The following is a 24,316-nucleotide window of genomic DNA, read 5'->3' as shown; positions in this document are numbered from 1 at the left end:
TAGCGAATGTATATAAATTACAGAGAGATGTACCTTAATTATAGATTACCAAACATTCTTGTGAATCCTATCCCCTACCCGGATTTCTTTCTGCTTACAAATATGTGCATCCGCCGCCGCATATCCGATAGCGAGAAAGCAGGTAAACTCATATCCGGCAGGAGCATTGACGAGATGTTTCACATATTCCGGTTCGTTGCCGATAGGAATACGGAATGCACACGCCAGTCCTTCTGCCGTTGCTGCTAACAAAATATTCTCAACGGCTGCCCACGCAGAAGCAAAATAGTTGAGTGAACTTTGATCGGCAGGTTGGCACAGCGGAAAATCCTTTTGCCGGAAAAATGGAAGTACGAGACAATTGCTTTGCATAAGCATACGTTGTTGTTTGGACAACGCATCGACAAACATGGCGTGTTCATCCTTATCCATCACACCGGCAGCAGCCTCAAGCCCTGCCTGCTGAATGTTCCTTGTGTTTTCCGCCACAGGCGATATGAGTCGAGCTATGTTTTCCTGCCCTCTCACGACAATAAACTCAAACTGCCGCAAATGGTCATTAGTCGGAGCTTTGAATGCAGCCGACAATACTTTTTCCAACACTTCATCCGTCACCTTCTTATCGGAAAAGTCGCGAATAGTTCTTCTTTTTTCTAATACTTGATAGAAATCCATAACAATACATTTTAATAGTTATACTTATTGTTTCCGGCAGCAAAATTACCCAGCTTCCTTGTTATATATTTGTGGTATCATCTTAGATATTTGTCGTATATTTGCATACAAGTCATTTTAAGCATTACTTTTATGGAAGATACCGCCATTCCTTATGAATTGCCCGAAGTAGAGAATCACTCTTTTTTCTTTATAGACCAACGAGTGACAACAAGCATCGAAGCCAAACTGCACCGGCATGATGCATGGGAGTTGTATTATGTTGTCCATGGATATGGCAAACGAATGGCAGGCGACACATTACAACCTTTCGCAGCAGGCGACGTGGCGTTAATACCACCGTCCATGCTACACCGCTGGGAATATTCGCCAGATTCGGCAGACGATGAGGGGTATGTCCGTTATTTAATGGTAGCTTTCAGTCATTCGCTTGTAGAACGGTGTATGGCAGTATTTCCCGAACTGCGTAATCGTCTGACAGGCATTACATTCCCGACGAACGCACTGAAATTCGGTACTAGAAGTTCACAAACCATTCGCCGGATATTGTCACAGATGAACGATATGGACGAGTTGGGACGCCTATGCGAAATGTTTCGTCTGCTACCTGTCATATTTACTTCATCCGACCATACCTTTGCCGGAAAGCCCATGAGTATTGAACGTGACGTGAGACGTATGCAGCAAATTTGTACTTATGTAATGGCTCACTATATCCATACTATATCTTTGGATGATATTGCCGCAGAAGTAGGCATGAACCGCTCTGCTTTCTGTTCCTATTTCAAACGCTGCAAAGGAATAACCTTCTCGCAGTATGTAACCCAATACCGCTTAAATACAGCCTGCGAACTTCTGAAACATTCACAGAAACAAGTATCCGAAATTTGTTTTACGGTCGGTTTTAATGATTTACCTCATTTCGTCCGAGTTTTCACAAATACCTTGGGAATGTCTCCGTCCAAATACAGAAAACAATTTCAATAGTCATCTCTTTCTCCAAAGACTGTTTTGCTTCCAAGCTGTTTTTAATGCCATTTCTCCCTTTTCATTCGTTTATTACGGAGATTTTCAGTAATTCTAGAATAGTCACTATCATCTTGTATACGCATCAATATCAGAAGCCACGTCAGGTTGATTGATTCCCAACAACATCAGATAAACTCTATATTTGTTTCCATCCGAATTATACAAACTTTACCATCTTACACTTCCCAGCATTTCCATCCTTTATTGGCGCAAATGTATACTACATACGTACGTACATTATAATATGGAAACTTTCTTTTCGTATCTTCACCATATCTTTTCACCTGCTCCACATGTTCGGGAAGAGGTTCGGTAAGTGCAAGCATCTTTTCCGCTTCTTTTGCACGATAATATTTGAATTCTACGACACGGTCATCTGTATAATAATCCGTACTGGGAATACCTGTCATTTCAAAATCCGAACGTCCTACGGAGTTATTCTGTTCAATAGCAAACGTATAACAGCTACTCAAATACCGTGACACAAGCTCATAGAATGAACATCGGATGAAGTTCTCATTGATTTTATCAAATACCTGTGCCGGGAATTGTCCTAAGTATTGCTCGAAATAGTTTTGTACCAGTGGTTCCAAACTTCGATTGGAATCATACTTCCGATATACAGGAACATAGCGCTGCGCATTACCTTCTATCTTGTTCAACTGATTATAGTAGTCCATGTACACACTACGCATCGTCATATTAGGCAATGTTGTCACGAATTTATCTTTCAACGTTGTCATTCCCAAATAAAACAAGCTAATGGGATAAAACTCCTTATCAAAGAACTTTTTCTTATTGAATTTACTGGCAAGGTCGGCTACATTATAAGGCAGCTCATCATCAATAACCAACGCATCCAACATTGCTTTTGCATTATCCAGTGAAAGGGTGAGCCGACGAATCCAATTAATATCGGTACGCAAGTTTTCATCTACCAATTCATCAGGAATACTGCCGGCATTGGCTGCAAATTTCTTGAAGAAATAAGTAAGGATAGTAGCATTGAACAACCGGTCACCATTAGGACGGAAACGATAACCATCGTAGTTGCTCACAATTAGCTGCCAGATTTCATCAAAACGCTCCTGTCCTGTAGAATATTTATCAAGTACATAACGCAAGTATGTTTCTGTCTCTTCGTATGTAAACCCGAGCATATTCAGGAAATTAGGTTCAAGAGTCAATATCTCAGCAATATTATATCCACTGGTCAAATCATCCATTGTGACAGGCAACACACCTGTACAGAAACAAGTACGGACACTCCCCTCACCTATACCAGCTTTTATCACCTTAAAGAAAGTACGCAGGAAACTGTCATTCGTCGTCACTTCTTCATAAAGCGGATCATTATATGCAGTCAGCAGTTGATTCGTGAAATTATCATATTCATCAATTAATATATAGACTTTAGGAAATTCGTGAGAACGGGCAAAACCAAGAACCTCTTCCAACATTTTGGATGCATCTCCCCGATTGAGAAATTGAAAATCACCAAATAAATCCCGATTATGCTCTACCATAATCTCCACAGGAGAGCAATTCAAATCATTAAAGTTCTGCGCTAATCCTTCAATGTTATCCGCCATCACCATTTTTGAAAAATCATAGCGAATAATCATATAACGATTATGTTCCTTTGTCGGATGACTACCAATCCAAGTTCCCCCAAACAATTCTTCAAACCGATGCGCTTTGGTACGGTCATAATAGCAAGCCAAAGTAGAAACCAACAGGCTTTTTCCAAAACGGCGGGGACGGAGAAACACAGGGGCATTATAATCCTCTAACTTCGAAATATAATCTGTTTTATCTACATAATAGAATCCACGTTCACGCAAATCTATGAAATCCGCCACTGCATAAGGAATAGTTATTCTTGCCATAATCTTACTATTTTCTTTATAGACAAACAAAGGTACAAAATTGTTAGCAAAAAGAAGGACAATTACCTATTATAATATTATTCTTCCTGTTTCCATACATAAAACACATCCCTTTCCGTTTCGTTTTCTTGGCTGTTCCTTAATGCTCTAAATCTCCATCATCCCATTCCAACACAATTTCACTCAATAATGAAAACTCTATCAGTTGGATATAGGCATTGTTGATATCTTCTCGAAGGAATTCTTTGATAAAATCATCCCAATTCTCTTTTATCAAAATTGCCAAACTTATCAACAAGACTAAAGACAACTCAATTACCAGCCATACTCGTGTATCGCCCTCATTAGCATTGGCTTTAGGAACTACGTAAAATTATCATTACCTCTATCAGAAGCAATCCTACTACACCGATTATCTGTTGCCACTGTCTCATATTTCAAATTACCTGTGTGTTCTCTTTATTCACAATCCATCGTTTAGTAAAATGCGAAGTAATCAACACGGGAATAATAAGGAGAACCGCCCATCCTGTACAAATGAGACTGACAAGTTCATTATCAGTAATGTATTTGCTTTCATTTACTGGTATGTTCTCTGGTCGCATATTCGCAGTTACAGGATTCCAGTCATATAAGAATATTAATAGTGGAACTATCAACAGCACGGCAGAAAACATATACAAGTATCCAGCAAGTCTCAACCAAGAGTTTCCTTTATACAAAAGCCAAGTTGGGATACCGGATATAGCGAAGTAAAAACATAATATAGGCAATAGCAATATCAATACGGCTCCATTGCACGATTCAAATTCAGCACCGTTGCATATAAGCACAACAACCACTTGGCAGAGCAACAAGAAACCGCAAAGCAGCGTCATTACCTCAAATTTCCAAAATCGTTTATCGGTCAGTTTCATGTCTTTGTCACTTTGGAGGATTAAACAGTAACCGGTTATTATTGGCGAAATCTTCATAAAGGCTATCTACATGATGCAGTTGAGGGTTGATGATATTTCGCTTATTGAGAGCTGACAAGCATTCATCTCAAGAAGTAAACTCAATGACAACAACGATATTACGCTTACACGTTTCATCGCTTACCTCCTTTCCTCCAAAGGCAAATGAACAATGCTATTATTATAAAGAAATCAATGATGGAAAAGAATGTATATAACCAAAAGTGGTGTCTAAAATTAAAGACGCAGTCAAAGAATGACTCTTGTGTGATTTCAGCACACCATGCTCCAGCGACTCCTGACAAGTGGATATAGTCAATCACAGCCCAAGCATTTGCGATTGCCAAGGCTAAAATCACTAAAATACCGACTATTTTCTGCCACCTCTTCATACGCCTAATACTTTTGCCCGTGCCACAAAGTTAATACAATTCTCGCTAAAACCATTACGTTACCATACGTAATGTGCTTGAACTAAACGGAAAAACTGAAATCTCATCCCTTTTGGGTGTGATTCTGCGGTTACGCCCTCATATTGGAATGTTGGCAGTAATATTTAATTCGAATTAATGGTTAGCCAAAAGAAGGACAATTACTTATTATAATCTTATTCTTCCAGCTTCCACACATAAAACACATTCCTTCCCGCCCCTCTCTTACGCAGTTTTCCTTCTCGGATAAAAGTATTCAAATCATCAACGGCTTTCAGCCGGGATACTCCTGTCAGCCTGCTGTATTCTATGCGGGTGATTCCTCCGTTCTTCTTCAGAAACTCCTGTAACATTTGAAGACGTTGCTCGATAGGTATCTCCGTTTTACTAACAGTCCGTCCCGATTTGGGCACACGTTCAAGTCTCATTTCCCGTCTTACCTTCAATTTAAAATTTTTGGAAGTACGCAGGTGTACATTGTCAAAACAGATAGATTCGGAACGGATTTCTTTTTTAGTCATCACCTTCTGAGTGCATTTCAAAGAGACACTAAGATGTCCCAGCTCTCCAAGCTCCACAATATAGCCACGCGCCAAGAGACTACCAAGTTCATCTATTACAGCCCCCAGCACCCCGTCAACCATATTCTGGGGAAAATGTTGATAGTGTGACACACGTTCTATAAACTCTTTTTGGGAATAAGTCCCGCTCGGAACTATCCGCGCATGAAGGGGTTGCTTCTCGCCGGTATTCTGAACGTCCGGTGTCTCATACAAATCATAATACGCACTCATAAGCAGCTATATTTTATTGGGTTATCATTTATCATTTTCTTGCCTGATATTTAATCTCTCTTATACCAATCACTAGTTCTCGATTAGTATATATTTATTCGTCTGACTATAGTGTAACTTGCATCTGACTATAGTTACTCTTTCGTCTGACTATAGTTAGACGAAAAAGCAACTATAGTCAGACGATTAATTTATTGCATACAAAGATATACTTTATCACAATACAACTTATAAATATTAGGAAGAAAAGATTTAGTTAACCGCTAGAAATTAATCACCTAACAGCAACTTAGTCAGAGCAGCAGTATTCAAAGCCCATTCACGGGTATATACTTCGTCCGCTTCCGGTGTATCAGCCAACTTCAATCCCTGTGCTTGTGCTTTGATTACCAACAGTTCGCCGACGGTGGTTTTCGCATCCAATTTATCCAGATACTTTTCGATAGATTGTGTATCCAAAGAAAGTATGGTCTGTCCGCCGAAAAGTGTTTCTGCCTGATAGTTACTTTCAACAAATCTTTTTTCATACGTTGTGCTTTTTAAGTAAGGTAATCGGGAGACTGTGAATCAATGGTGTATTCCTACAGTTTTTGAAGTAAGTCTTCCTTGACCTTAGTTTATAAAAAGAGGTAGAACAAAATGGTGAAAACCGTACCGCTTATGGCAGACAGTTATTAAAGAACTTGGAACAAAGAATAAACCAAAAGGCTTTAACGAAAAAACAATCTGTATCAGAGATACAGATTGTTTACTAAACCAAATCCGATTTATTATTTTTTAGTCATGCGACAAAGATAGGCATTTTTTTATTTTATGGCAAAACGGGCGGTCATTTCATATCTCAGCTTGATGACACGGTACTGTTCGGTAGCTGCCGTCCCCATGCTGACATTGCTCTGTGCCTGGAAAGGAATATAACGGCTTATGTTGTTATCGGCAGGTTCAACGATACGAATGACTTCACCCAATTGCTGTCCCATTGCTTCCACCAGATAGGATGCCTTCTCACGGGCTGCTTTCAGTGCTTCAATCTTTCCCTGCTTCCTGTACATAGGCAAATCCCTATGTTTTAGTTCGCCGATACGCATTGATTCAATTCCCCATGTATTGACAGAACGGATAATGGAATTGATTTGCTCGAAATCCGTAAGACGGATATCCAGTTGCTTGCCTATCAGGAATTCCTTCCCTCTCTGACGCCAATACTCCCCTACTTCCTGCGTACGGATAGCCTCATCCGATATTCCTATTTTACGCAAACTTTTACGCAAATCTTTCTCTATCATAGCCAACGGCACTTTCGTCCGGAAGTCTTCCTCTTTCTTCGATTTACCCGTATATTCTTCTTCCCAATATTCCTTTATCTGAATCAGAAAGTGTATTTCTTCCGGGACGACTTCTATCTCCGAAGAACCGGTCACTTCAACATATCTTTTGTCACTTTCCTGAGCATTGGCAAGGATATTCCATGCGAACAAGGCAAAAGCCAATAAAAATACTTTTTTCATATCTTCGATTATTAGGGTGATATTACTTTTATATGCCATCATTTTACAAAGCTACAAAAAAAATCTATATTACGGACTTTATCCTAAAATATCAAGCAAGCACCTTCTATGTATCAAAATAATATCTCCTTTCTTTACTTTATACTTATAAGGCTGTTTGCCCGAAAGAAAAGAATACTTTCTCAAGTTCTCCAGTTCCGACTTCAGATAGTTGCATTGGGCAGAAATTTAAAGAACAAGCTATCCGAAAAAGCACAAAAATAGTATCTTTGCCTACGATTTATTCACCAAGATGTGATAAAGCTATTTTTAATCATTTAATAATAAAGACCATGATTAGATTGAATGTTTTCGTCCGCGTAAGCGAGACAAACCGCGAAAAAGCGATTGAAGCAGCTAAAGATCTGACTGCTTGCTCTTTGAAGGAAGAAGGATGCATTGCTTATGATACTTTCGAAAGCAGTACCCGTCACGACGTTTTCATGATTTGTGAAACATGGCAGAATGCCGAGGTATTAGCAGCTCACGAGAAGTCTCCGCACTTCGGCAAATATGTAGGTATCATTCAGGAATTAGCTGAAATGAAACTGGAAAAGTTCGAATTCTAAATGAAACACGGAGAATAGATATACTATCTATCCAACTATCATCAGAAAGAGAGAGACATTCTTCTTCGGAAGGAAAGAAACAACGGACTAATGAAAGACTTTGCAGCAATCGACTTTGAAACAGCCAACGGCAAACGTACAAGCGTATGCAGTGTCGGTATTGTCATTGTAAGAGGCGGTAAGATTGTGAATAAAATCTATCGCCTCATCCGTCCTGCTCCCAATTATTACACCCAATGGACAACAGCTATTCACGGACTAACTTACGATGATACGATAGAAGCCGAAGATTTTCCCGATGTATGGGCTGAAATCAAACCGTTGATAGAGGGATTGCCGCTTGTAGCCCACAACAGTCCTTTCGACGAAGGCTGTCTCCGTGCGGTTCACGAATTGTATGATATGACTTATCCTGATTATAAGTTTTATTGTACATGCCGTACTTCGAGGAAAGTGTTCGGAAAAGAACTTCCGAATCATCAGTTGCATACGGTAGCGGAACGATGTGGATATAGCTTGGAGAATCATCACCACGCACTTGCTGATGCCGAAGCCTGCGCCCAAATTGCAATACAAATTATTCCCGAACCAAAGAGAGTGAAACCGGCTAAAAAAGACGATAAAGATACGCACGCCGGAGACTTGTTCGATATATTCATCTCCCAACAGGCGAAAAAGACCAAATAAAAAACACTACAACTATTATTTCAATCAATAATAGCCGTAGTGTTTTTATAATATAATGCTAATCAGGTACTCAGATTAGAGGATAGACTTAGCGATACCCATTTCCAAACCGCGAAGTTCCGCCAATCCGCGAAGGCGTCCCAAGCAGGAATATCCCGGATTTGTCTTCTTCTTCAAGTCATCAATCATCTGATGTCCGTGGTCGGGACGCATAGCGATAGAGCATTTGCGACGTTGTTGTAGAAGAATAAGAGCTTTCATTACGTTGTACATATCTACATTTCCTTCCAAGTGGTTAGCTTCGTAGAAGTTGCCTTCTTCGTCACGCTGTGTGCTACGTAAATGCACGAAGTTCACACGGTCGCCGAAACGTTCCATCATACCGGCAAGGTCATTATCGGCACGTACACCGAAGGAGCCTGTACACAGGCAAAGACCATTGGATTCGTTAGGTACGGCTTCAATCAGTTTTTTGAAGTCCTCTTCCGTACTCAGGATACGCGGCAAGCCTAAGATTGTATAAGGAGGGTCGTCCGGGTGAATCACCAGCTTCACTCCTACTTCATCGGCAACGGGAGCAATTTCTTTCAAGAAGAAAATCAGATTGGAACGAAGTTTCTCAGCGTCAATGTCATTGTAACGGTCGAGCGCTTCTTGGAATTGCTCTACCGTGAAACTTTCTTCAGAACCCGGAAGTCCGGCAATCATGTTGCGAACCAAGAGATTCTTATCGTCTTCGCTCATCTGTTCGAAACGAGCTTTCGCTTTGGCTATTTCTTCAGGAGTATAGTCTTTTTCTGCGTTCGGACGTTTTAGGATAAAAAGGTCGAAAGCTACGAAAGCCGCTTTTTCAAAGCGAAGCGCTTTAGAGCCGTCGGGCATTGTATAGGCAAGGTCGGTACGTGTCCAGTCCAATACAGGCATGAAGTTGTAAGTAACTACCATTACACCACATTTTGCCAGGTTACGGATACTTTCCTTATAGTTTTCGATATATTTCATGAAGTCGCCTGTCTGTGTCTTGATATGTTCGTGCACAGGTACACTTTCTACAACAGACCACGTCAGCCCTACCTCTTCAATCATTTGCTTACGCTTCATGATTTCTTCCACTGTCCATACTTCACCATTCGGAATATGATGAAGCGCATTTACTATACCGGTAGCGCCGGCTTGCTTAATATCCCACAAGCTAACGGGATCGTTAGGACCATACCAGCGCCAAGTTTGTTCACATAAATACATACTATTGTTAAATTAAGAATTGAAAATTAAGAATTAAGAAATAAAAGTTGAGAATTAAAAGTTGAGAGCCTACATGCGGATGCTACGCAGCCAATTCTCAATTTTTAATTCTCAATGCTCCATTTATTAAATAGAGAATGCGTCGAAACCACCATCAATAACAGCTACTGTACCTGTTACGAAGTTAGAAGCATCACTAATCAGATAGTGGATTGTTCCGTAAAGGTCTTCCGGTTCACCGAAACGGTTGAACGGAGTATGAGCAAGGATTGTCTTTGAACGATCGGTCAAAGAACCGTCAGGATTAGTCAATAATGTACGGTTCTGTTCAGTCAGGAAGAAACCCGGAGCAATAGCGTTTACACGCAAGCCGTTACCGAATTTCAGAGCCAGTTCACCAGCCATATATTTAGTAAAGTTAGCGATAGCCGCTTTAGCTGCACCATAACCAACGACACGAGTCAACGGACGAAGTGCAGATTCAGAGCAGAAGTTTACGATTGAACCTTTCTTCTGTTCTACCATGACTTCAGCAAATACCATTGTAGGCAATACTGTACCGAACAGGTTCAAATCTACCACCTTCTTGAAAGCGTCAATCTGTAAGTCGAAGAAAGTCTTGTCCGGTGCAATTGTAGCACCTGCCATGTTACCTCCGGCAGCGTTCAGCAATACGTCAATGCGACCATAAGCTTTCATGATCTCTACTTTGTTGCCTTCCAATACTTCTTTATCCATTACGTCAGTGTAAAGGAACATGGCTTCGTTACCCTCAGCTTTGATACTGTCTACCAATGCTTTTCCTGCTTCTTCGCTTCTGTCGAGCACAACTACTTTTGCACCTTCTTTTGCGAGATATGCAGCAATTCCTTTACCCAAGATTCCGGCTCCACCGGTAATTACAACAACTTTGTCCTTTACGTTAAATAATTCATTCATGGTTTCTAAAAATTTATTATGTTTATAGTTTATTGTTCAGATAATATTTCAGGTTTTCTTTCAGCAGAATATCTATCGGCATAAGATTTACCTTTTCAGAATGTTGCTTGAACAACAGATGATTGCATAAGGACTTAATTCCTTCGTATCCCTGCCTTTCAGGACGCTGCGCAACCAATGCAGTAATCACTCCTTCCGAAAGTAACTGTGTATTTCTCTCTATAAGGTCATAACCTACCAGTTTTACCGACTGCATGGCTCTTACTTTCAGGTAATTCCCTAAAATATAGCAGGTAGAATTAAAAATAACAGCTCCTTCGATATTCGGATTTGATTCAAAGATTTCATCAAGTTTCGTGAAATTGTACACCGAGTCATTGATTTTCAACTCCACCTCATGCAGATTTCCGGTGAATCCCATCTCTTTCAGATAACGGCAAAATCCCTCCCTGCGGTTTCTTCCCTGATTGGAGTCATTCTTTCCGCTATGGATAATCCGTGCCATAAGAATATCGGAAGCAGGAGAAATTCTGTCTGTCAACAACCTGGCGGCAATAACTCCAGCATCATAAGATTCTGTACCGAAATAGGCTAGTTGATGCTGTCCCTCAATATTGGAATCGACATAAATATAGGGAATTTCGAATCGGTCGAGTTCACGCGAAAGTCGGATAACTGAATCGGTAAACAATGTGGCGATTAACACACCATCCACCTTTTCATCCAACAGATTACGGACTATATCATCAAAAGTTTTGTTGTTATACTGGTCAAAAAAGAGCTTTGTGATGGTTATATTATAAGACTCCATTTCGGAAGCAGCCTTATCAATGCCTTCTGAAATGGCTTCCCAATACTCTCCCTGAGCAAAAGACGGAGTGATTGCGACAAAGTGATACTGTTTCTTGGACGCCAATGAACGTGCCATGAGATTAGGCTGATAATGAACCATCTCCAAAATAGCCTGCACCTTTTTCCTGTTTTCTTCAGATACCCGTCCACGATTATGAATGACTCTATCCACCGTGCCGACAGAGACACCTGCCATTTTAGCGATGTCTACAATACGAATATTTGAGAATTCTTTGTCCATCCTTAATAAGTATCTTGTTTTTCGATGACAAAAGTAAAATGAATTATTGAATTAAACAATAGTGTGTGCGCACACACATAATAACACAAATACATTATAAGACTAATTATCAAACACTTATATCAAATACAGCAAATATACACATGTTGTTAAACATAAGAAAAAGGCTAAAATCATCAGTAAAAAGTACTCCTGAAAGCAGGTAAAGGGGGGAAAAGAAATACTTTTTATCACGGGAAAAGATAGAAAAGAATAGAGAAAGTGGCAAAGTGTGTACGAACACACGACAATATTCAGTGTATACGAAAAAGAATAAAATGGTAAAAAAGAAATTGGTAATCAATTACATATTAACTGATTACCAATTCTGGAAATATTATTTTTCCCACTTTTCTTTTGCTTTTCCAGCCACCTTATCGGCTTCTGTTGCCAATTTATCAGCAATTTCGGCTCCGGTTTCTACCGCTTTCAGTCCAAGATTCATTGCTTTTTTCTCTGCACAAGCTGCTGCCGCCTCAGCGTCGCGACCAATGCGGTGGATAGCGTCATAAATTTTACTTTCCAGTTGTTTGGCTTTTGCGGTACGTGAAAGACGATAAGCAACAGCACCAAGGATAGAACCTATTCCAAGTCCAATCCAGAAATTTCCATGTCTACATTCCATAATTAAGTTCAGTTTTTTAGATTAAAAATAAATTATATAAAATACTTATTTGGATTTTGAAAATAACCTTTTTTATTTAACAACAGCAGGTATGACGAATGGTTCAGTCAGTCAAAAATGAATTAACGACTATTTACAATCCTTAGTCTTAGGGTTTTATTATAGAGACTTTCTTCATATCATTCAGAATTAATCATAGCAAATATATTGAGAAACGGGAAGTTTACGTACCTTTGCAGCCAATTTTTCAGGAACATCTTTAAAGAACAGGTATTTATGGTACAGAATCAGGAACAACCCGTAGGAAAAATCACATTCTCTATTTTAATTGTATTGAGTCTTTCACATTGCCTCAATGACCTTTTGCAGTCGGTTTTATCCGCCTCTTATCCTTTATTCAAAGATGATTTGGGACTTAGTTTCGCTCAAATCGGACTGATAACATTGGTTTATCAACTTTCCGCTTCGGTCTTTCAGCCGATTACAGGAATTATCTTCGACAAACATCCCGTCGCATGGTCATTGCCTATCGGAATGAGTTTCACTATGATAGGACTGATAAACTTAGCTTTTTCTGATAATCTTTATTGGATACTACTGTCCGTATTCTTAATCGGAATCGGTTCTTCCGTATTGCACCCGGAAGCCTCGCGCATCACATTCCTTGCTTCGGGTGGAAAACGCGGACTAGCACAATCACTCTTTCAGGTAGGTGGCAACTTCGGCGGTTCATTAGGGCCTTTATTGGTAGCCCTGCTGGTTGCACCTTATGGAAGACAACACCTTCTTATATTTGCATTTGTCGCATTGGCAGCTATTGCTGTCATGTATCCGATATGCAAATGGTATAAGTCTTATCTCAACCGGATGAAGGCTCAGACTGTCAGTGTCAGAAAACCGGTTCATCTACCTTTGCCTATGGATAAGACAGCCCTTTCAATCGCGATATTGCTGATTCTGATTTTCTCGAAATATATCTATATGGCGAGTCTGACCAGCTATTATACATTCTATCTGATTCATAAATTCAATGTTACGGTACAGGATTCGCAACTATATTTATTTATTTTCTTAGTTGCTACTGCTATCGGAACGCTGATTGGTGGTCCGGTAGGTGACCGTATTGGTCGGAAGTATGTTATTTGGGCTTCAATTTTGGGAGCTGCCCCGTTCAGTTTACTAATGCCACATGCTAATTTGATGTGGACTATTATCCTTAGCTTCTGTGTGGGATTGATGCTTTCTTCCGCTTTTCCTGCCATATTGCTTTATGCACAGGAATTGCTTCCTACCAAGCTCGGATTAATATCAGGGTTATTCTTTGGATTTTCATTTGGAGTGGCTGGTGTAGCATCTGCCGTACTCGGTAATTTAGCGGATAAAACGAGTATTGAATATGTATATAACATCTGTGCTTATATGCCGCTACTAGGATTGGTCACATTCTTTTTGCCTAATTTGAAGAAACAGAGAATATAAATAATAAAACGACCGGTATTCGTCATCACGACGTATACCGGTCTACAAGTTAAGGGCAAAGTCAAAAAATTAAGAGAGCTATTTATAAATTTGGATTAGCGTTTATTTCTTTTTCGGGAATAGCGTACAGATAGTAAGTGCTATTCTCTGTGAATGGCTTACCATTCGGGAAACGAAGGAACCAGTGTCCCAGCGGATTCCGTTTTGCAAAGGTGCCGCCTTCCTGCCAACAATCCACTTCCGCCTTTTGTTCATCTTCCGACAGAGCTGTACGTTCCACCGCTTTTTGGGTACGAAGAATATCCGTAATGCCGAAACCTTCTCCCCACAGTTCCCGACGGCGTTCCATCAGAATTTCATCGATAACTTCTTCTTTCGATTTTCCTGTCACATCATAATCACCTGCATTGCGAGCTTCACGCAACGTATTCAAAGGAATAACAGCCTGTTCTAACGCCACTCCGCCACGTGCTTTCGCTTCCGCCTCTATCAGATACATTTCAGCAGCACGCATCAATACCAAGTCAGCCGTATCGTCCGAACGCATATGGAACTTCTTATATCCCAAATATCCCTCACGCATCCACTGGAATAGCGGCAGACGAATGTCATCTTTTGTGAATGTATCCATTAAATGCGGATCTGCCATGAAGCTACTGTAAGCACCTACATAAGTGGCATCCAAATAGTAGAAATTATAACTTGCATCCGATTGGGAAAGTGTCTGCGGCGAGCCCCATATCCATTCCTTATTGGATATATTATTAAAACCCTCATATTCCGCAGTAGTAGTCATCAGCGAATACCCTTTACGGGCAGCTTCGGCAGCTTTCGCAGCTTCTTCCCACTGTCCTGTCAACAGATAGGCACGCGCCAGAAGGCCATTGATAACATCCATATTCGGCTTGAATTTCTGCCCGTCTCCCTTGCGTACATATTCTTTCAAATAATCTTGCGCAAGATTCAAATCATCAAAGATACGCTGATATACTTGTGCGACTGTCGATTTGGCTTTCGGAACGGTAGCACTCGTTGTCGGTTCCGTATAAACAGGTACACATGGCGCATCCTTATCCTTCAAGTAAGTAAACTGATAGTGCTGCACCAAATGCAGGTAACAAAAAGCACGCAATGCCAATGCCTGCCCCTGTGCCTGCCGGAGTTCTTCAGAATCTCCTTCAATAGCAATCGCTGTGTTACAGTTGTCTATCGTCTTATACATCAGATACCAGGCAAAAGAAGTTCGTCCGTCAGAAGGAATAGCCACATCATTGAACTGATACGAGGAGTTGAAACCATATTTCGGACGGGAGACCACATCGCTCGCCATCATATCATCCTGGCATTGAAGCGCCCTATATCCGATATTCGCATACGTCGTTCCGTATTCAAACAAGTTATACCATGCTCCGTTAAAGAGACGTTCCGCATTTTCGGGAACCGAAACCTGGTCGGAACTTACCGCATCCGTAGGTTCCTTGTCCAAAAAGCTACTGCTGCAACTTGTTGTCAGCAATAACCCGACAACAGCAGTAAGTATAGATTGAGTTTTTATCTTTTTCATATCATCATCTAATTTTAGAAAGAAAGATTAATACCACCGGAAATGGTTCGCATAGCCGGATAACGGTAATAAGTAATACCCGTGATTCCCTGTTCGGGGTCAAGTCCCTGGTTACGGTGAATAGTAAACAAGTTGTCTCCCTGCACGTAAATCTGCACACTGCTCAATGCCAGTTTGCTAATCCATTGTTTCGGCAAATTATAAGAGATTGTCAGATTCTTCAATCTCATATAAGAATTGTTTTGCAAGAAACGGGTGGAAGCCGAGTTCCAGTTATTGGAAGTAGTGCTCAGAGCCGGGACATCCGTATAGCGGTTGTCCGGTGTCCAACGCCGCAGAATTTCAGTCGACCAGTCGCGTCCTTCGAGACTTCCGTTATGCAGAATCATCGTAACGTCACGGTTGTAGATGTATCCACCGACACTGTATGCGAAGATAGCCGACAGTTCAATGCCTTTCCAGGAAAGAGAAGTATTAAAACCACCATAAACCTTTGGCAGAGAAGACTTATTGACATAATAATAAGTGGCAGAAGCATAATCATTAGTCGTGGTACGCCCAATCACCTTGTCATTTTCGTCCTTCATATCCATATACCAAAGCGGGTCGCCATTCTCCGGGTTTACTCCAGCCCATTCTTTCATATAAAAATCATAGACCGAACGACCTACCTGGAGCTTGTTCACTCCGCTTTGCGGCATATCCTTCAAAGGGAGTTCCGTTACTTTATTCTTATAATGCGTCAGATTCATGCCCAGTTTCCATACCCAACCGTTCTGATTGATGATTGTTCCGTTCAGCACCATTTCAATACCCGTATTTTTTAACGCCCCTACATTCTCGTCAATAGAGCCATATCCCAAAGAAGGAGCTATCGGACGGGAATAGAGCAAATCTTTCGAACGGCGTGTAAAGAAATCAAATGAACCGGAGAAACGGTTGTTAAACAAGGAGAAGTCGACACCGACATTAAAGTTCAGGTTCGTCTCCCACTTCAGGTTCGGAGTAGCGATGCGGTCGGAAACCAACGCATTCTCACCCAGGTTGGAGACAATGGTATAAAGTCCTTTGCTTGCATAATACGTACCCAGATTATCATTTCCCTGTGCACCATAACTCATTTTCAACGTCAAGGCAGAAAGCCAGTCGGAAGTAGAAGCCATAAAGTTCTCACGGTCGACACGCCATGAAGCACCCAATGACCAGAAGTTTCCCCAACGAGTTTCCGGTGCAAAACGGGAAGAACCATCGCGACGATAAGAGGCGGAGAAGAAATACTTATTCTGATAGTCATAGAGCAACTGGGTAAGATAACCGACCAAAGAATAGTCGATGCGATAACCCGAACCACCAGTCAATTGCGAACCGACTACCAGTTCCGGCATATCGGGTAACGCCATTTTAGAGCGTGAAGCCGTCAGTTCGTCATACCGGTAAGAATAAGCCTCCATACCGGCAAGGACATTGAAATGATGTTCACCGATTGTCTTGTCATACGTGGCAATATTATTCCATGTCCAAGAGAAAGTACGGGTGTTCAACCGACTGGAGCCACCACCGTTTTCCTTGGCAGGGCCTAGCTTCGGATTTGTATAATCCAACGTATTGTAGTTTATCAAGTCGAAATTGAAGCTAGTCTTGAATTTCAATCCTTCTATAATCGTAGCTTCCAGAAAAGTACGACCGGAAACTTCATCCTTCATCCGCTCCGATTTGTCCAAAGGTAAAGTGGCGGGCAAGTTCCAGTTCGCCATAGACCCGGAAGGACGGTAAGAGCCGAAATCGTAAATCCGGTTTCCATTATCATCCAGTTTATAGCTTCCGTCGGTATTCATTTCATACATCGGATAAAAACCGGGCATTGTACGTCCCGCTGTAATCACATTACTGGTTTTAGAGTCCGATGATACCGGATAATTCTGCATAGAGTGGGCGAAACTAAGATTGATGCCACCTTTCAGCCAGGAAGTCATTTCGCTGGTAATATTCGAACGAAGGTTAAAACGCTGGTAACCGGATTCGAGCGCGATACCCTTATCATTCAAGTATCCGGCGGAAAAGAAATACTGATTGGCTTTACCGCCGCCAGAAACGCTCAAGTTCAGTTCTGTGCGAAGTGCCTGTTGTTCCATGGCATCGCTCCAATCGGTATCCCATAACGGACGGGCTCCCGCTACCAGTTTTCCGTCCGTACCTACGGGCTGTGCATATTGCGTTCCGTAAGGGTTGGGACCTCCTCCCATTAGTTTCGTTACCAATTCCTTGGAAGCCTGTGCGGCGGCAGTTGCGGGAGTATAATCCGAGCTTTTGGCATACTGATTGCGCAGTGCTTCCCAATACAGTTCAAAGTACTGGTTCGTGCTGACACGGTCGTAATCACGGACAGCCCGGTTGGAACCTCCCAAAGAGGCTTTCACTTTTACCGTTGCCTTTGAGTCCTGTTGTCCCTGCTTGGTTGTGATGATAATCACGCCATTCGCACCACGGGAACCATACAAGGCAGCCGACGCGGCATCTTTCAGGACAGTCATTGAAGATATATCATCGGGATTGATAGAGTTGACGCTACCGTCGAACGGAACACCGTCCACCACATACAGTGGAGCACTGGAAGCATTGATAGAGCCGATACCACGAATACGGATTTCCGCATCCGTACCCGGCTGACCGCTTGCCGCACTCGCCTGCACACCGGATACAGTGCCTTCCAATACACGTGATACGCTGGAAGTCTGCAACTTATCAATTTCTCCCGCCTTCATTGTTGAGGCAGCTCCGGTAAAGCTGTATTTCTTGGCGGTAGCATAGGCTACTACCATCACTTCTTCCAACTCCTTACTTTCGGAGGCCAACGTGACGTTAATCACATTCCGGTTATTGACCGGTTGTTCCACCGTCTTCATTCCTACAAAGCGGAAAACTAACGTACCATTGACTGGAGCTTCGATAGAGTAATTTCCGTCAATATCGGTAATGGTGCCGGAAGAGGCTCCTTTCAGTTGGACGGATACACCGGGCAGAGGTTCCCCTTCGGAACTGACTGTGCCCGTCACGCGTTTTTCCTGCTGTGCATCCGCATACATATTTCCTGCGAAAAGCAGCAGAAACACTGCTAATAAACGTAAATAGATTCTCATAATTTTGTGGCTTAAGATTTATTTGCTTGCTGTAACTAACAGTATACAGAAGTTTTTTGTTTAGGAAACGAAACATTTTTTAGATGATTGTTAGCATAAATCAGCGAAAGATAGTACTTTCGTGAAACGAACAACATCTATAACGGTAACAAAGAACCTCATGATGAAACGGATGATTCTATTTTTCTTTTTGCTACTGTCACTCTCTTTACAGGCGCAGACCGAAAAGAGAGACAGTCTTATGAATGACAATATAGAAACCGATTCACTCGCATCCACCCGACCGGGTGCCTTTAAAAGAGCTATCAAGAAATTCATGAACTTCAGTGATTTTGATACGCTCTATATCAGTCCCAACCGATATAATTATGCGCTGATGGTTACTCATTTCAGTAACTTCGAATATTACTCGGTCACCAGTGAGTTACCCCAACCACAGAAACTCAGTTTTTCTCCTAATCCACATAACAAGATAGGATTATATTTCGGTTGGAGATGGATTTTCCTAGGTTGGTCTGTCGATGTCGATGATATTTATCGCAAGACAAACCGGAAAAATAGAGGGACAGAATTTGATTTAAGCCTATACAGTTCCAAGTTGGGCGTAGACATCTTCTACCGCCGTACGGGTAACAATTACAAGATTCACAAAATCAAGGGATTCTATGACGAGATACCTTCCGATTATTCCGAAAAATTCAACGGGCTGAAAGTGGATATCAAAGGGCTGAATTTATATTATATATTCAACAACCGGAAGTTTTCCTATCCTGCCGCTTTCAGCCAGTCGACCAACCAAAGGCGCAATGCCGGAACATTCATTGCAGGTTTCTCTATCTCCAAACATAATCTCGATTTTGATTATCAGCAACTACCGGAATATATACAGAAGAGAATGAACCCCGGAATGAAAGTCAACAAGATAAAATATACCAATGCCAATATCAGTTTCGGTTATGCCTACAACTGGGTATTCGCACGCAATTGTCTGGCGTGCATCTCTCTCACTCCCGCCATTGCTTATAAGGCTTCTGATGTAGACGCGGAAACTCACGAAGGAAAACAATGGTACAGCAAGTTCAATCTCGACTTTCTGGTTCGTGCAGGCATTGTCTACAATAACGGAAAGTATTTTGTCGGCTCGTCCTTTGTTGGAAAAAACTATAATTATCACCGGAACAATTTCTCTCTTGACAACGGATTCGGTACACTTCAGGTATATGCGGGCTTCAACTTCCATTTACGCAAAGAATACAGGAAGAAGAAATAAAAATGCATACATCAGAAATCCCCGACTTGCTTGCTTATCCAAAGAATCTTTGTACATTTGCCCCGTTCTTTCCTTTAAAAACAAGAACCTGATGAAGAGACAACACCATATACAGACCACACGCACTCTCCTTTCCCGTTTCCGCTATTGGGGCAGAAAGAACTATGCCGCCTTTGCGAGCATGGGGCGTGAATTCCAAATTGGTCATCTGCATATCAATGTGGTGGACGTTGCCCTTCGCAAGCAGAATGCTGCACAAACTATCCCTTATCATACATTTATGACACTCCAAGAAATCAAAGACCAAGTGTTGGCAGGCATTGACATATCGCCCGACCAAGCCGCTTGGCTGGCCAATATGGCTGACAGCGAGGCGCTTTATGCCGCCGCGCATGAGATTACCGTCGCACGTGCTTCGCACGAATTCGACATGTGTTCCATTATCAATGCCAAGTCCGGCAGATGTCCGGAGAACTGCAAATGGTGCGCACAATCCTCTCACTATAAGACGCAAGCCGAGGTCTATGACCTCCTTCCCGCCGAAGAATGTCTCCGACAGGCAAAATATAATGAAGCCCAGGACGTCAACCGTTTCTCCCTCGTCACCAGCGGACGAAAACCCTCTCCCAAACAGATTACCCAACTTTGTGATACCGTCCGCCATATGCGGCGCCACTCTTCAATTCAGCTTTGCGCTTCGCTGGGTTTGCTCAACGAAGAAGAACTGCGTTCTTTGCATAATGCAGGTGTAACCCGCTATCATTGTAATCTGGAAACCGCACCTTCCTACTTTTCAACACTCTGCTCCACTCATACGCAGGAACAGAAACTTGCCACTCTCAATGCCGCCCGTCGTGTAGGAATGGATATCTGTTGCGGGGGCATCATTGGCATGGGAGAAACAATGGAACAACGGATTGAATTCGCTTTCACTCTGGAAGAATTAAATGTCCAGTCCATTCCTATCAACCTGCTAAGTCCGATACCCGGCACACCGTTGGAAAACGAAAAACCTCTGAGTGAAGAAGAAATCCTCAGGACAATTGCCTTGTTCCGTTTCATCAATCCGACAGCTTTTCTGCGTTTTGCCGGCGGACGCTCACAACTCTCTTCCGAAGCTATGCGCAAGGCATTGTATATCGGCATTAATTCCGCTATTGTAGGCGATTTACTGACAACACTCGGTTCTAAAGTATCGGAAGACAAGCAAATGATTCAGGAAGAGGGTTATCATTTCGCAGGTTCTCAATTCGACCGGGAACACCTGTGGCATCCCTATACTTCTACTACCGACCCGCTTCCTGTTTATAAAGTAAAACGGGCGGACGGTGCTACCATTACCCTTGAAGACGGGCGGACACTGATTGAAGGAATGTCATCCTGGTGGTGTGCCGTGCATGGATACAATCATCCGGTATTGAACCAGGCGGCAAAAGACCAACTGGATAAAATGTCTCATGTCATGTTCGGCGGGCTGACACACGACCCTGCCATTGAACTGGGGAAATTATTATTGCCATTGGTTCCGCCGTCGATGCAGAAAATATTCTATGCGGATTCCGGTTCGGTAGCTGTGGAAGTAGCTTTGAAAATGGCTGTACAATATTGGTATGCCACCAGAAAACCGGATAAGAATAATTTCGTAACTATCCGCTCCGGTTATCATGGTGATACATGGAATGCCATGTCCGTATGCGACCCGGTGACGGGAATGCACAGTCTCTTCGGCTCGGCACTCCCTGTCCGCCATTTTGTTCCGGCTCCGGCTTCCCGATTTGACGGGGAGTGGAATCCTGAAGATATTATCCCTTTGCGGGAGACGATTGAAAAACATTCGGAAGAATTAGCGGCACTGATTCTTGAACCGATTGTGCAAGGAGCGGGCGGCATGTGGTTTTATCATCCGCAGTATCTTCGTGAAGCGGAAAAACTTTGCAAGGAACATGGACTCCTTCTTATCTTCGACGAAGTAGCAACAGGGTTCGGACGGACAGGTAAACTTTTCGCTTGGGAACACGCCGGAGTAGAACCGGATATTATGTGTATCGGAAAGGCATTGACTGGCGGATATATGACGCTTTCTGCCGTATTGGCTAGTAATCATGTGGCAGATACTATCTCCAATCATGCACCGGGAGCTTTCATGCACGGGCCGACTTTCATGGGTAATCCGCTTGCTTGTGCGGTAGCTTGCGCATCCGTACGTTTGTTGTTGGAATCTGGTTGGCAAGAAAAGGTCAAACGAATCGAAGCACAACTTAAAGAAGAGTTGGCACCTGCCCGGGAACTTCCACAAGTAGCCGATGTCAGGATATTAGGGGCAATCGGAGTTATTGAGATGAAGCGTCCGGTAAATATGGCATTTATGCAACGCCGATTTGTGGAAGAAGGGATTTGGGTACGCCCATTCGGAAAGTTGGTTTATCTGATGCCGCCTTTCATTATTACTCCCGAACAACTAAGTAAATTAACTTCTGGATTACTCAAAGTAATCAGTGGAAAACGTAATAATATACATCAGTAACTTATGATATCAAACCATATAGACCAAGAACTTCTGACTCTAAAGGAAAAGAAGAATTATCGTTCTCTCCCACCCCTCATCCACGACGGACGAAATGTTATTCTGAACGGGCAACGGATGTTGAACCTGTCTTCCAACGATTATCTCGGACTGGCTAATGATGTATCATTAAGAGAGGAGTTCTTAAAGACAATGACTCCCGAAAACTTTCTGCCTACTTCCTCTTCTTCCCGGCTGCTAACAGGTAATTTTTCCGATTATCAAGCATTGGAACAACAACTGGCAACCATGTTCGGAGTAGAAAGTGCACTCATTTTTAATAGTGGTTATCATGCCAATACAGGGATTCTTCCTGCCGTCAGTAATGCGCAAACACTGATTCTTGCGGATAAACTGGTACATGCCAGTCTGATAGACGGAATCAGATTGTCATCTGCGAAATGTATCCGGTATCGCCATAATGACTTATCCCAACTGCAACGACTGATTTCTGAAAATCACAATGCGTATGAGCAAATCATTATTGTCACCGAAAGCATCTTCAGCATGGACGGCGATGAAGCCGACCTTCGCGCTCTTGTCCAATTAAAAAAGAGTTATTCCAATATTCTTCTTTATGTGGACGAAGCCCATGCTTTCGGTGTACGGGGCGAGAATGGATTAGGATGCGCTGAAGAACAGGACTGCATCAACGATATAGACTTTCTGGTAGGAACATTCGGAAAAGCAGCAGCCTCAGCAGGTGCATACATTGTATGCCGACAAGTTATCCGGGAATATCTAATCAACAAGATGCGCACGTTTATATTCACAACAGCCCTTCCGCCCATTAATATTCAATGGACTTCGTGGATATTAAAGCACCTGCCCTCTCTCCAACAGAAGAGAACTCATTTACTGAGAATCAGCAACAAACTAAAGACTGCACTGGCTGATAAAGGATATAACTGCCCTTCGGTAAGCCATATTGTCCCTATGATTGTAGGAGCAAGCGAGAATACTATATGTAAAGCAGAAGAAATCCAGCGTAAAGGATTCTATGCATTGCCGGTACGCCCGCCTACGGTTCCCGAAGGGACTTCACGTATCCGCTTCTCATTGACAGCAGACATCACCGAACATGAAATCGACCAACTCATAAAACTGATAAACGAATGAAACAGCATTTTATCATAAAGAATAATCAAAAGCATCTATTACTTTTTTTCGCAGGCTGGGGAATGGATGAAACCCCATTCCAGCAAATCCGCCCGACCGATAAGGATTGGATGATTTGTTATGATTATCGTTCATTGGAGTTTGATGCAGCCATTCTGCAAGAGTATTCCGAAATCAGTCTCATCGCCTGGTCAATGGGAGTATGGGCAGCTTCTCAGATAATGAAACAATATCCTGCCCTGCCCCTCTCTCAAAGTATCGCTATCAATGGCACTCCTTATCCTATACACGAAACGAAAGGGATTACTCCTGCCATTTTCGAAGGAACCCTGCAAGGATTGAACGACCAATCCCTGCAAAAGTTCCAAAGACGAATGTGTGGTTCAATAGCCGATTACAAAGCTTTTCAGACGGTAGTCCCCCAACGTCCCGTTGAGGAACTCAAAGAAGAACTTGCCGCCATACAAAAGCAATACTTATCATTACCACCTTCGGACTTTACATGGCAAAAAGCCATCATAGGAAAGAACGACCGTATCTTCCTGCCGGATAGTCAATGGCTGGCATGGAGAAACAAAGTGGATTCCCTTGAATATGCAGAAGCCGCCCACTATCAAGCGGAACTTTTTGATAACGTAATCATGCAAATCAACTAATTATTGATTT

The 24,316-nt window shown here is 42.3% G+C and carries 20 protein-coding genes and 1 pseudogene; 8 read left to right on the top strand and 13 right to left on the bottom strand.

What is annotated here, in order from left to right; genetic code table 11:
- Positions 1 to 45 precede the first annotated feature (45 nt).
- Complete coding sequence (locus CLIN57ABFB40_RS03785; protein WP_175628956.1) at positions 46 to 675, bottom strand: nitroreductase family protein; 630 nt, start codon at positions 673 to 675, stop codon at positions 46 to 48.
- A 132-nt stretch (positions 676 to 807) separates the two neighbouring features.
- On the opposite strand from CLIN57ABFB40_RS03785, the gene CLIN57ABFB40_RS03780 reads away from it, so the two are divergent.
- A complete protein-coding gene (locus CLIN57ABFB40_RS03780; RefSeq protein ID WP_175628955.1) occupies positions 808 to 1,662 on the top strand; it encodes an AraC family transcriptional regulator in 855 nt (284 codons plus the stop codon).
- Positions 1,663 to 1,880: 218 nt separating this feature from the next.
- Here CLIN57ABFB40_RS03780 and CLIN57ABFB40_RS03775 read toward each other — a convergent pair whose 3' ends face one another.
- The 6 genes and pseudogenes from CLIN57ABFB40_RS03775 to CLIN57ABFB40_RS03750 all read right to left on the bottom strand — a co-directional run bounded on the left by CLIN57ABFB40_RS03775 (position 1,881) and on the right by CLIN57ABFB40_RS03750 (position 7,282).
- The gene (locus CLIN57ABFB40_RS03775) at positions 1,881 to 3,593 is read right to left on the bottom strand and encodes an ATP-binding protein (RefSeq protein ID WP_175628954.1); all 1,713 of its coding nucleotides are present in this window, start codon (positions 3,591 to 3,593) and stop codon (positions 1,881 to 1,883) included.
- A gap of 139 nt (positions 3,594 to 3,732) precedes the next feature.
- Complete coding sequence (locus tag CLIN57ABFB40_RS03770) at positions 3,733 to 3,879, bottom strand: hypothetical protein (protein ID WP_175628953.1); 147 nt, start codon at positions 3,877 to 3,879, stop codon at positions 3,733 to 3,735.
- Positions 3,880 to 4,030: 151 nt separating this feature from the next.
- Positions 4,031 to 4,510, bottom strand: coding sequence for a hypothetical protein (locus CLIN57ABFB40_RS03765; RefSeq protein ID WP_175628952.1), 480 nt, complete (start codon positions 4,508 to 4,510; stop codon positions 4,031 to 4,033).
- A gap of 646 nt (positions 4,511 to 5,156) precedes the next feature.
- Positions 5,157 to 5,774 (bottom strand): DNA-binding protein, encoded by a 618-nt coding sequence (locus CLIN57ABFB40_RS03760; protein ID WP_175628951.1) that lies wholly within the window; start codon positions 5,772 to 5,774, stop codon positions 5,157 to 5,159.
- A gap of 270 nt (positions 5,775 to 6,044) precedes the next feature.
- A pseudogene (locus tag CLIN57ABFB40_RS03755) lies at positions 6,045 to 6,266 on the bottom strand (hypothetical protein); the annotation flags it as partial.
- Positions 6,267 to 6,580: 314 nt separating this feature from the next.
- On the bottom strand, positions 6,581 to 7,282 hold the full coding sequence (locus tag CLIN57ABFB40_RS03750) for an SIMPL domain-containing protein (RefSeq protein WP_175628950.1): 702 nt from the start codon (positions 7,280 to 7,282) through the stop codon (positions 6,581 to 6,583).
- A 332-nt stretch (positions 7,283 to 7,614) separates the two neighbouring features.
- Between CLIN57ABFB40_RS03750 and CLIN57ABFB40_RS03745 the strand changes: the two genes are divergently transcribed.
- Positions 7,615 to 7,890, top strand: coding sequence for a putative quinol monooxygenase (locus CLIN57ABFB40_RS03745; protein ID WP_175628949.1), 276 nt, complete (start codon positions 7,615 to 7,617; stop codon positions 7,888 to 7,890).
- Between the two features lie 90 nt (positions 7,891 to 7,980).
- Positions 7,981 to 8,577 (top strand): 3'-5' exonuclease, encoded by a 597-nt coding sequence (locus tag CLIN57ABFB40_RS03740; protein WP_175628948.1) that lies wholly within the window; start codon positions 7,981 to 7,983, stop codon positions 8,575 to 8,577.
- 75 nt (positions 8,578 to 8,652) lie between these two features.
- Here CLIN57ABFB40_RS03740 and uxuA read toward each other — a convergent pair whose 3' ends face one another.
- The 4 genes from uxuA to CLIN57ABFB40_RS03720 form a co-directional block, all read right to left on the bottom strand.
- On the bottom strand, positions 8,653 to 9,822 hold the full coding sequence (gene uxuA, locus CLIN57ABFB40_RS03735) for a mannonate dehydratase (RefSeq protein WP_022138900.1): 1,170 nt from the start codon (positions 9,820 to 9,822) through the stop codon (positions 8,653 to 8,655).
- A gap of 126 nt (positions 9,823 to 9,948) precedes the next feature.
- Complete coding sequence (locus CLIN57ABFB40_RS03730; protein WP_120469009.1) at positions 9,949 to 10,761, bottom strand: SDR family oxidoreductase; 813 nt, start codon at positions 10,759 to 10,761, stop codon at positions 9,949 to 9,951.
- 22 nt (positions 10,762 to 10,783) lie between these two features.
- Complete coding sequence (locus CLIN57ABFB40_RS03725) at positions 10,784 to 11,854, bottom strand: substrate-binding domain-containing protein (RefSeq protein ID WP_175628947.1); 1,071 nt, start codon at positions 11,852 to 11,854, stop codon at positions 10,784 to 10,786.
- A gap of 376 nt (positions 11,855 to 12,230) precedes the next feature.
- Positions 12,231 to 12,518 (bottom strand): YtxH domain-containing protein, encoded by a 288-nt coding sequence (locus CLIN57ABFB40_RS03720; protein WP_175628946.1) that lies wholly within the window; start codon positions 12,516 to 12,518, stop codon positions 12,231 to 12,233.
- A 276-nt stretch (positions 12,519 to 12,794) separates the two neighbouring features.
- Here CLIN57ABFB40_RS03720 and CLIN57ABFB40_RS03715 point away from each other — a divergent pair, with 276 nt between their 5' ends.
- Positions 12,795 to 13,997, top strand: coding sequence for an MFS transporter (locus tag CLIN57ABFB40_RS03715; RefSeq protein ID WP_175628945.1), 1,203 nt, complete (start codon positions 12,795 to 12,797; stop codon positions 13,995 to 13,997).
- Positions 13,998 to 14,079: 82 nt separating this feature from the next.
- On the opposite strand, the gene CLIN57ABFB40_RS03710 is transcribed toward CLIN57ABFB40_RS03715, so the two are convergent.
- Both CLIN57ABFB40_RS03710 and CLIN57ABFB40_RS03705 read right to left on the bottom strand, forming a co-directional pair.
- Positions 14,080 to 15,561 carry a RagB/SusD family nutrient uptake outer membrane protein gene (locus CLIN57ABFB40_RS03710; protein ID WP_175628944.1) on the bottom strand — a complete coding sequence of 494 codons (1,482 nt, stop codon included), beginning with the start codon at positions 15,559 to 15,561 and terminating at the stop codon, positions 14,080 to 14,082.
- Between the two features lie 14 nt (positions 15,562 to 15,575).
- A complete protein-coding gene (locus CLIN57ABFB40_RS03705; protein WP_175628943.1) occupies positions 15,576 to 18,698 on the bottom strand; it encodes a SusC/RagA family TonB-linked outer membrane protein in 3,123 nt (1,040 codons plus the stop codon).
- Positions 18,699 to 18,858: 160 nt separating this feature from the next.
- On the opposite strand from CLIN57ABFB40_RS03705, the gene CLIN57ABFB40_RS03700 reads away from it, so the two are divergent.
- The 4 genes from CLIN57ABFB40_RS03700 (at position 18,859) to CLIN57ABFB40_RS03685 (ending at position 24,306) form a co-directional block, all read left to right on the top strand.
- The gene (locus tag CLIN57ABFB40_RS03700; protein ID WP_175628942.1) at positions 18,859 to 19,968 is read left to right on the top strand and encodes a DUF4421 domain-containing protein; all 1,110 of its coding nucleotides are present in this window, start codon (positions 18,859 to 18,861) and stop codon (positions 19,966 to 19,968) included.
- Positions 19,969 to 20,059: 91 nt separating this feature from the next.
- Positions 20,060 to 22,492 carry an adenosylmethionine--8-amino-7-oxononanoate transaminase gene (gene bioA, locus CLIN57ABFB40_RS03695; RefSeq protein WP_175628941.1) on the top strand — a complete coding sequence of 811 codons (2,433 nt, stop codon included), beginning with the start codon at positions 20,060 to 20,062 and terminating at the stop codon, positions 22,490 to 22,492.
- A 3-nt stretch (positions 22,493 to 22,495) separates the two neighbouring features.
- The gene (locus CLIN57ABFB40_RS03690; RefSeq protein WP_175628940.1) at positions 22,496 to 23,650 is read left to right on the top strand and encodes an 8-amino-7-oxononanoate synthase; all 1,155 of its coding nucleotides are present in this window, start codon (positions 22,496 to 22,498) and stop codon (positions 23,648 to 23,650) included.
- The gene (locus tag CLIN57ABFB40_RS03685) at positions 23,647 to 24,306 is read left to right on the top strand and encodes a DUF452 family protein (protein ID WP_175628939.1); all 660 of its coding nucleotides are present in this window, start codon (positions 23,647 to 23,649) and stop codon (positions 24,304 to 24,306) included. Before CLIN57ABFB40_RS03690 ends, CLIN57ABFB40_RS03685 begins: the two co-directional genes overlap by 4 nt.
- Positions 24,307 to 24,316 lie beyond the last annotated feature (10 nt).

The organism is Bacteroides acidifaciens, from assembly GCF_903181435.1.
Taxonomy (GTDB): Bacteria; Bacteroidota; Bacteroidia; order Bacteroidales; family Bacteroidaceae; genus Bacteroides.
The sequence above is the reverse complement of the archived record's forward strand: the minus strand, read 5'-3'. Positions and strand labels throughout refer to the sequence as shown.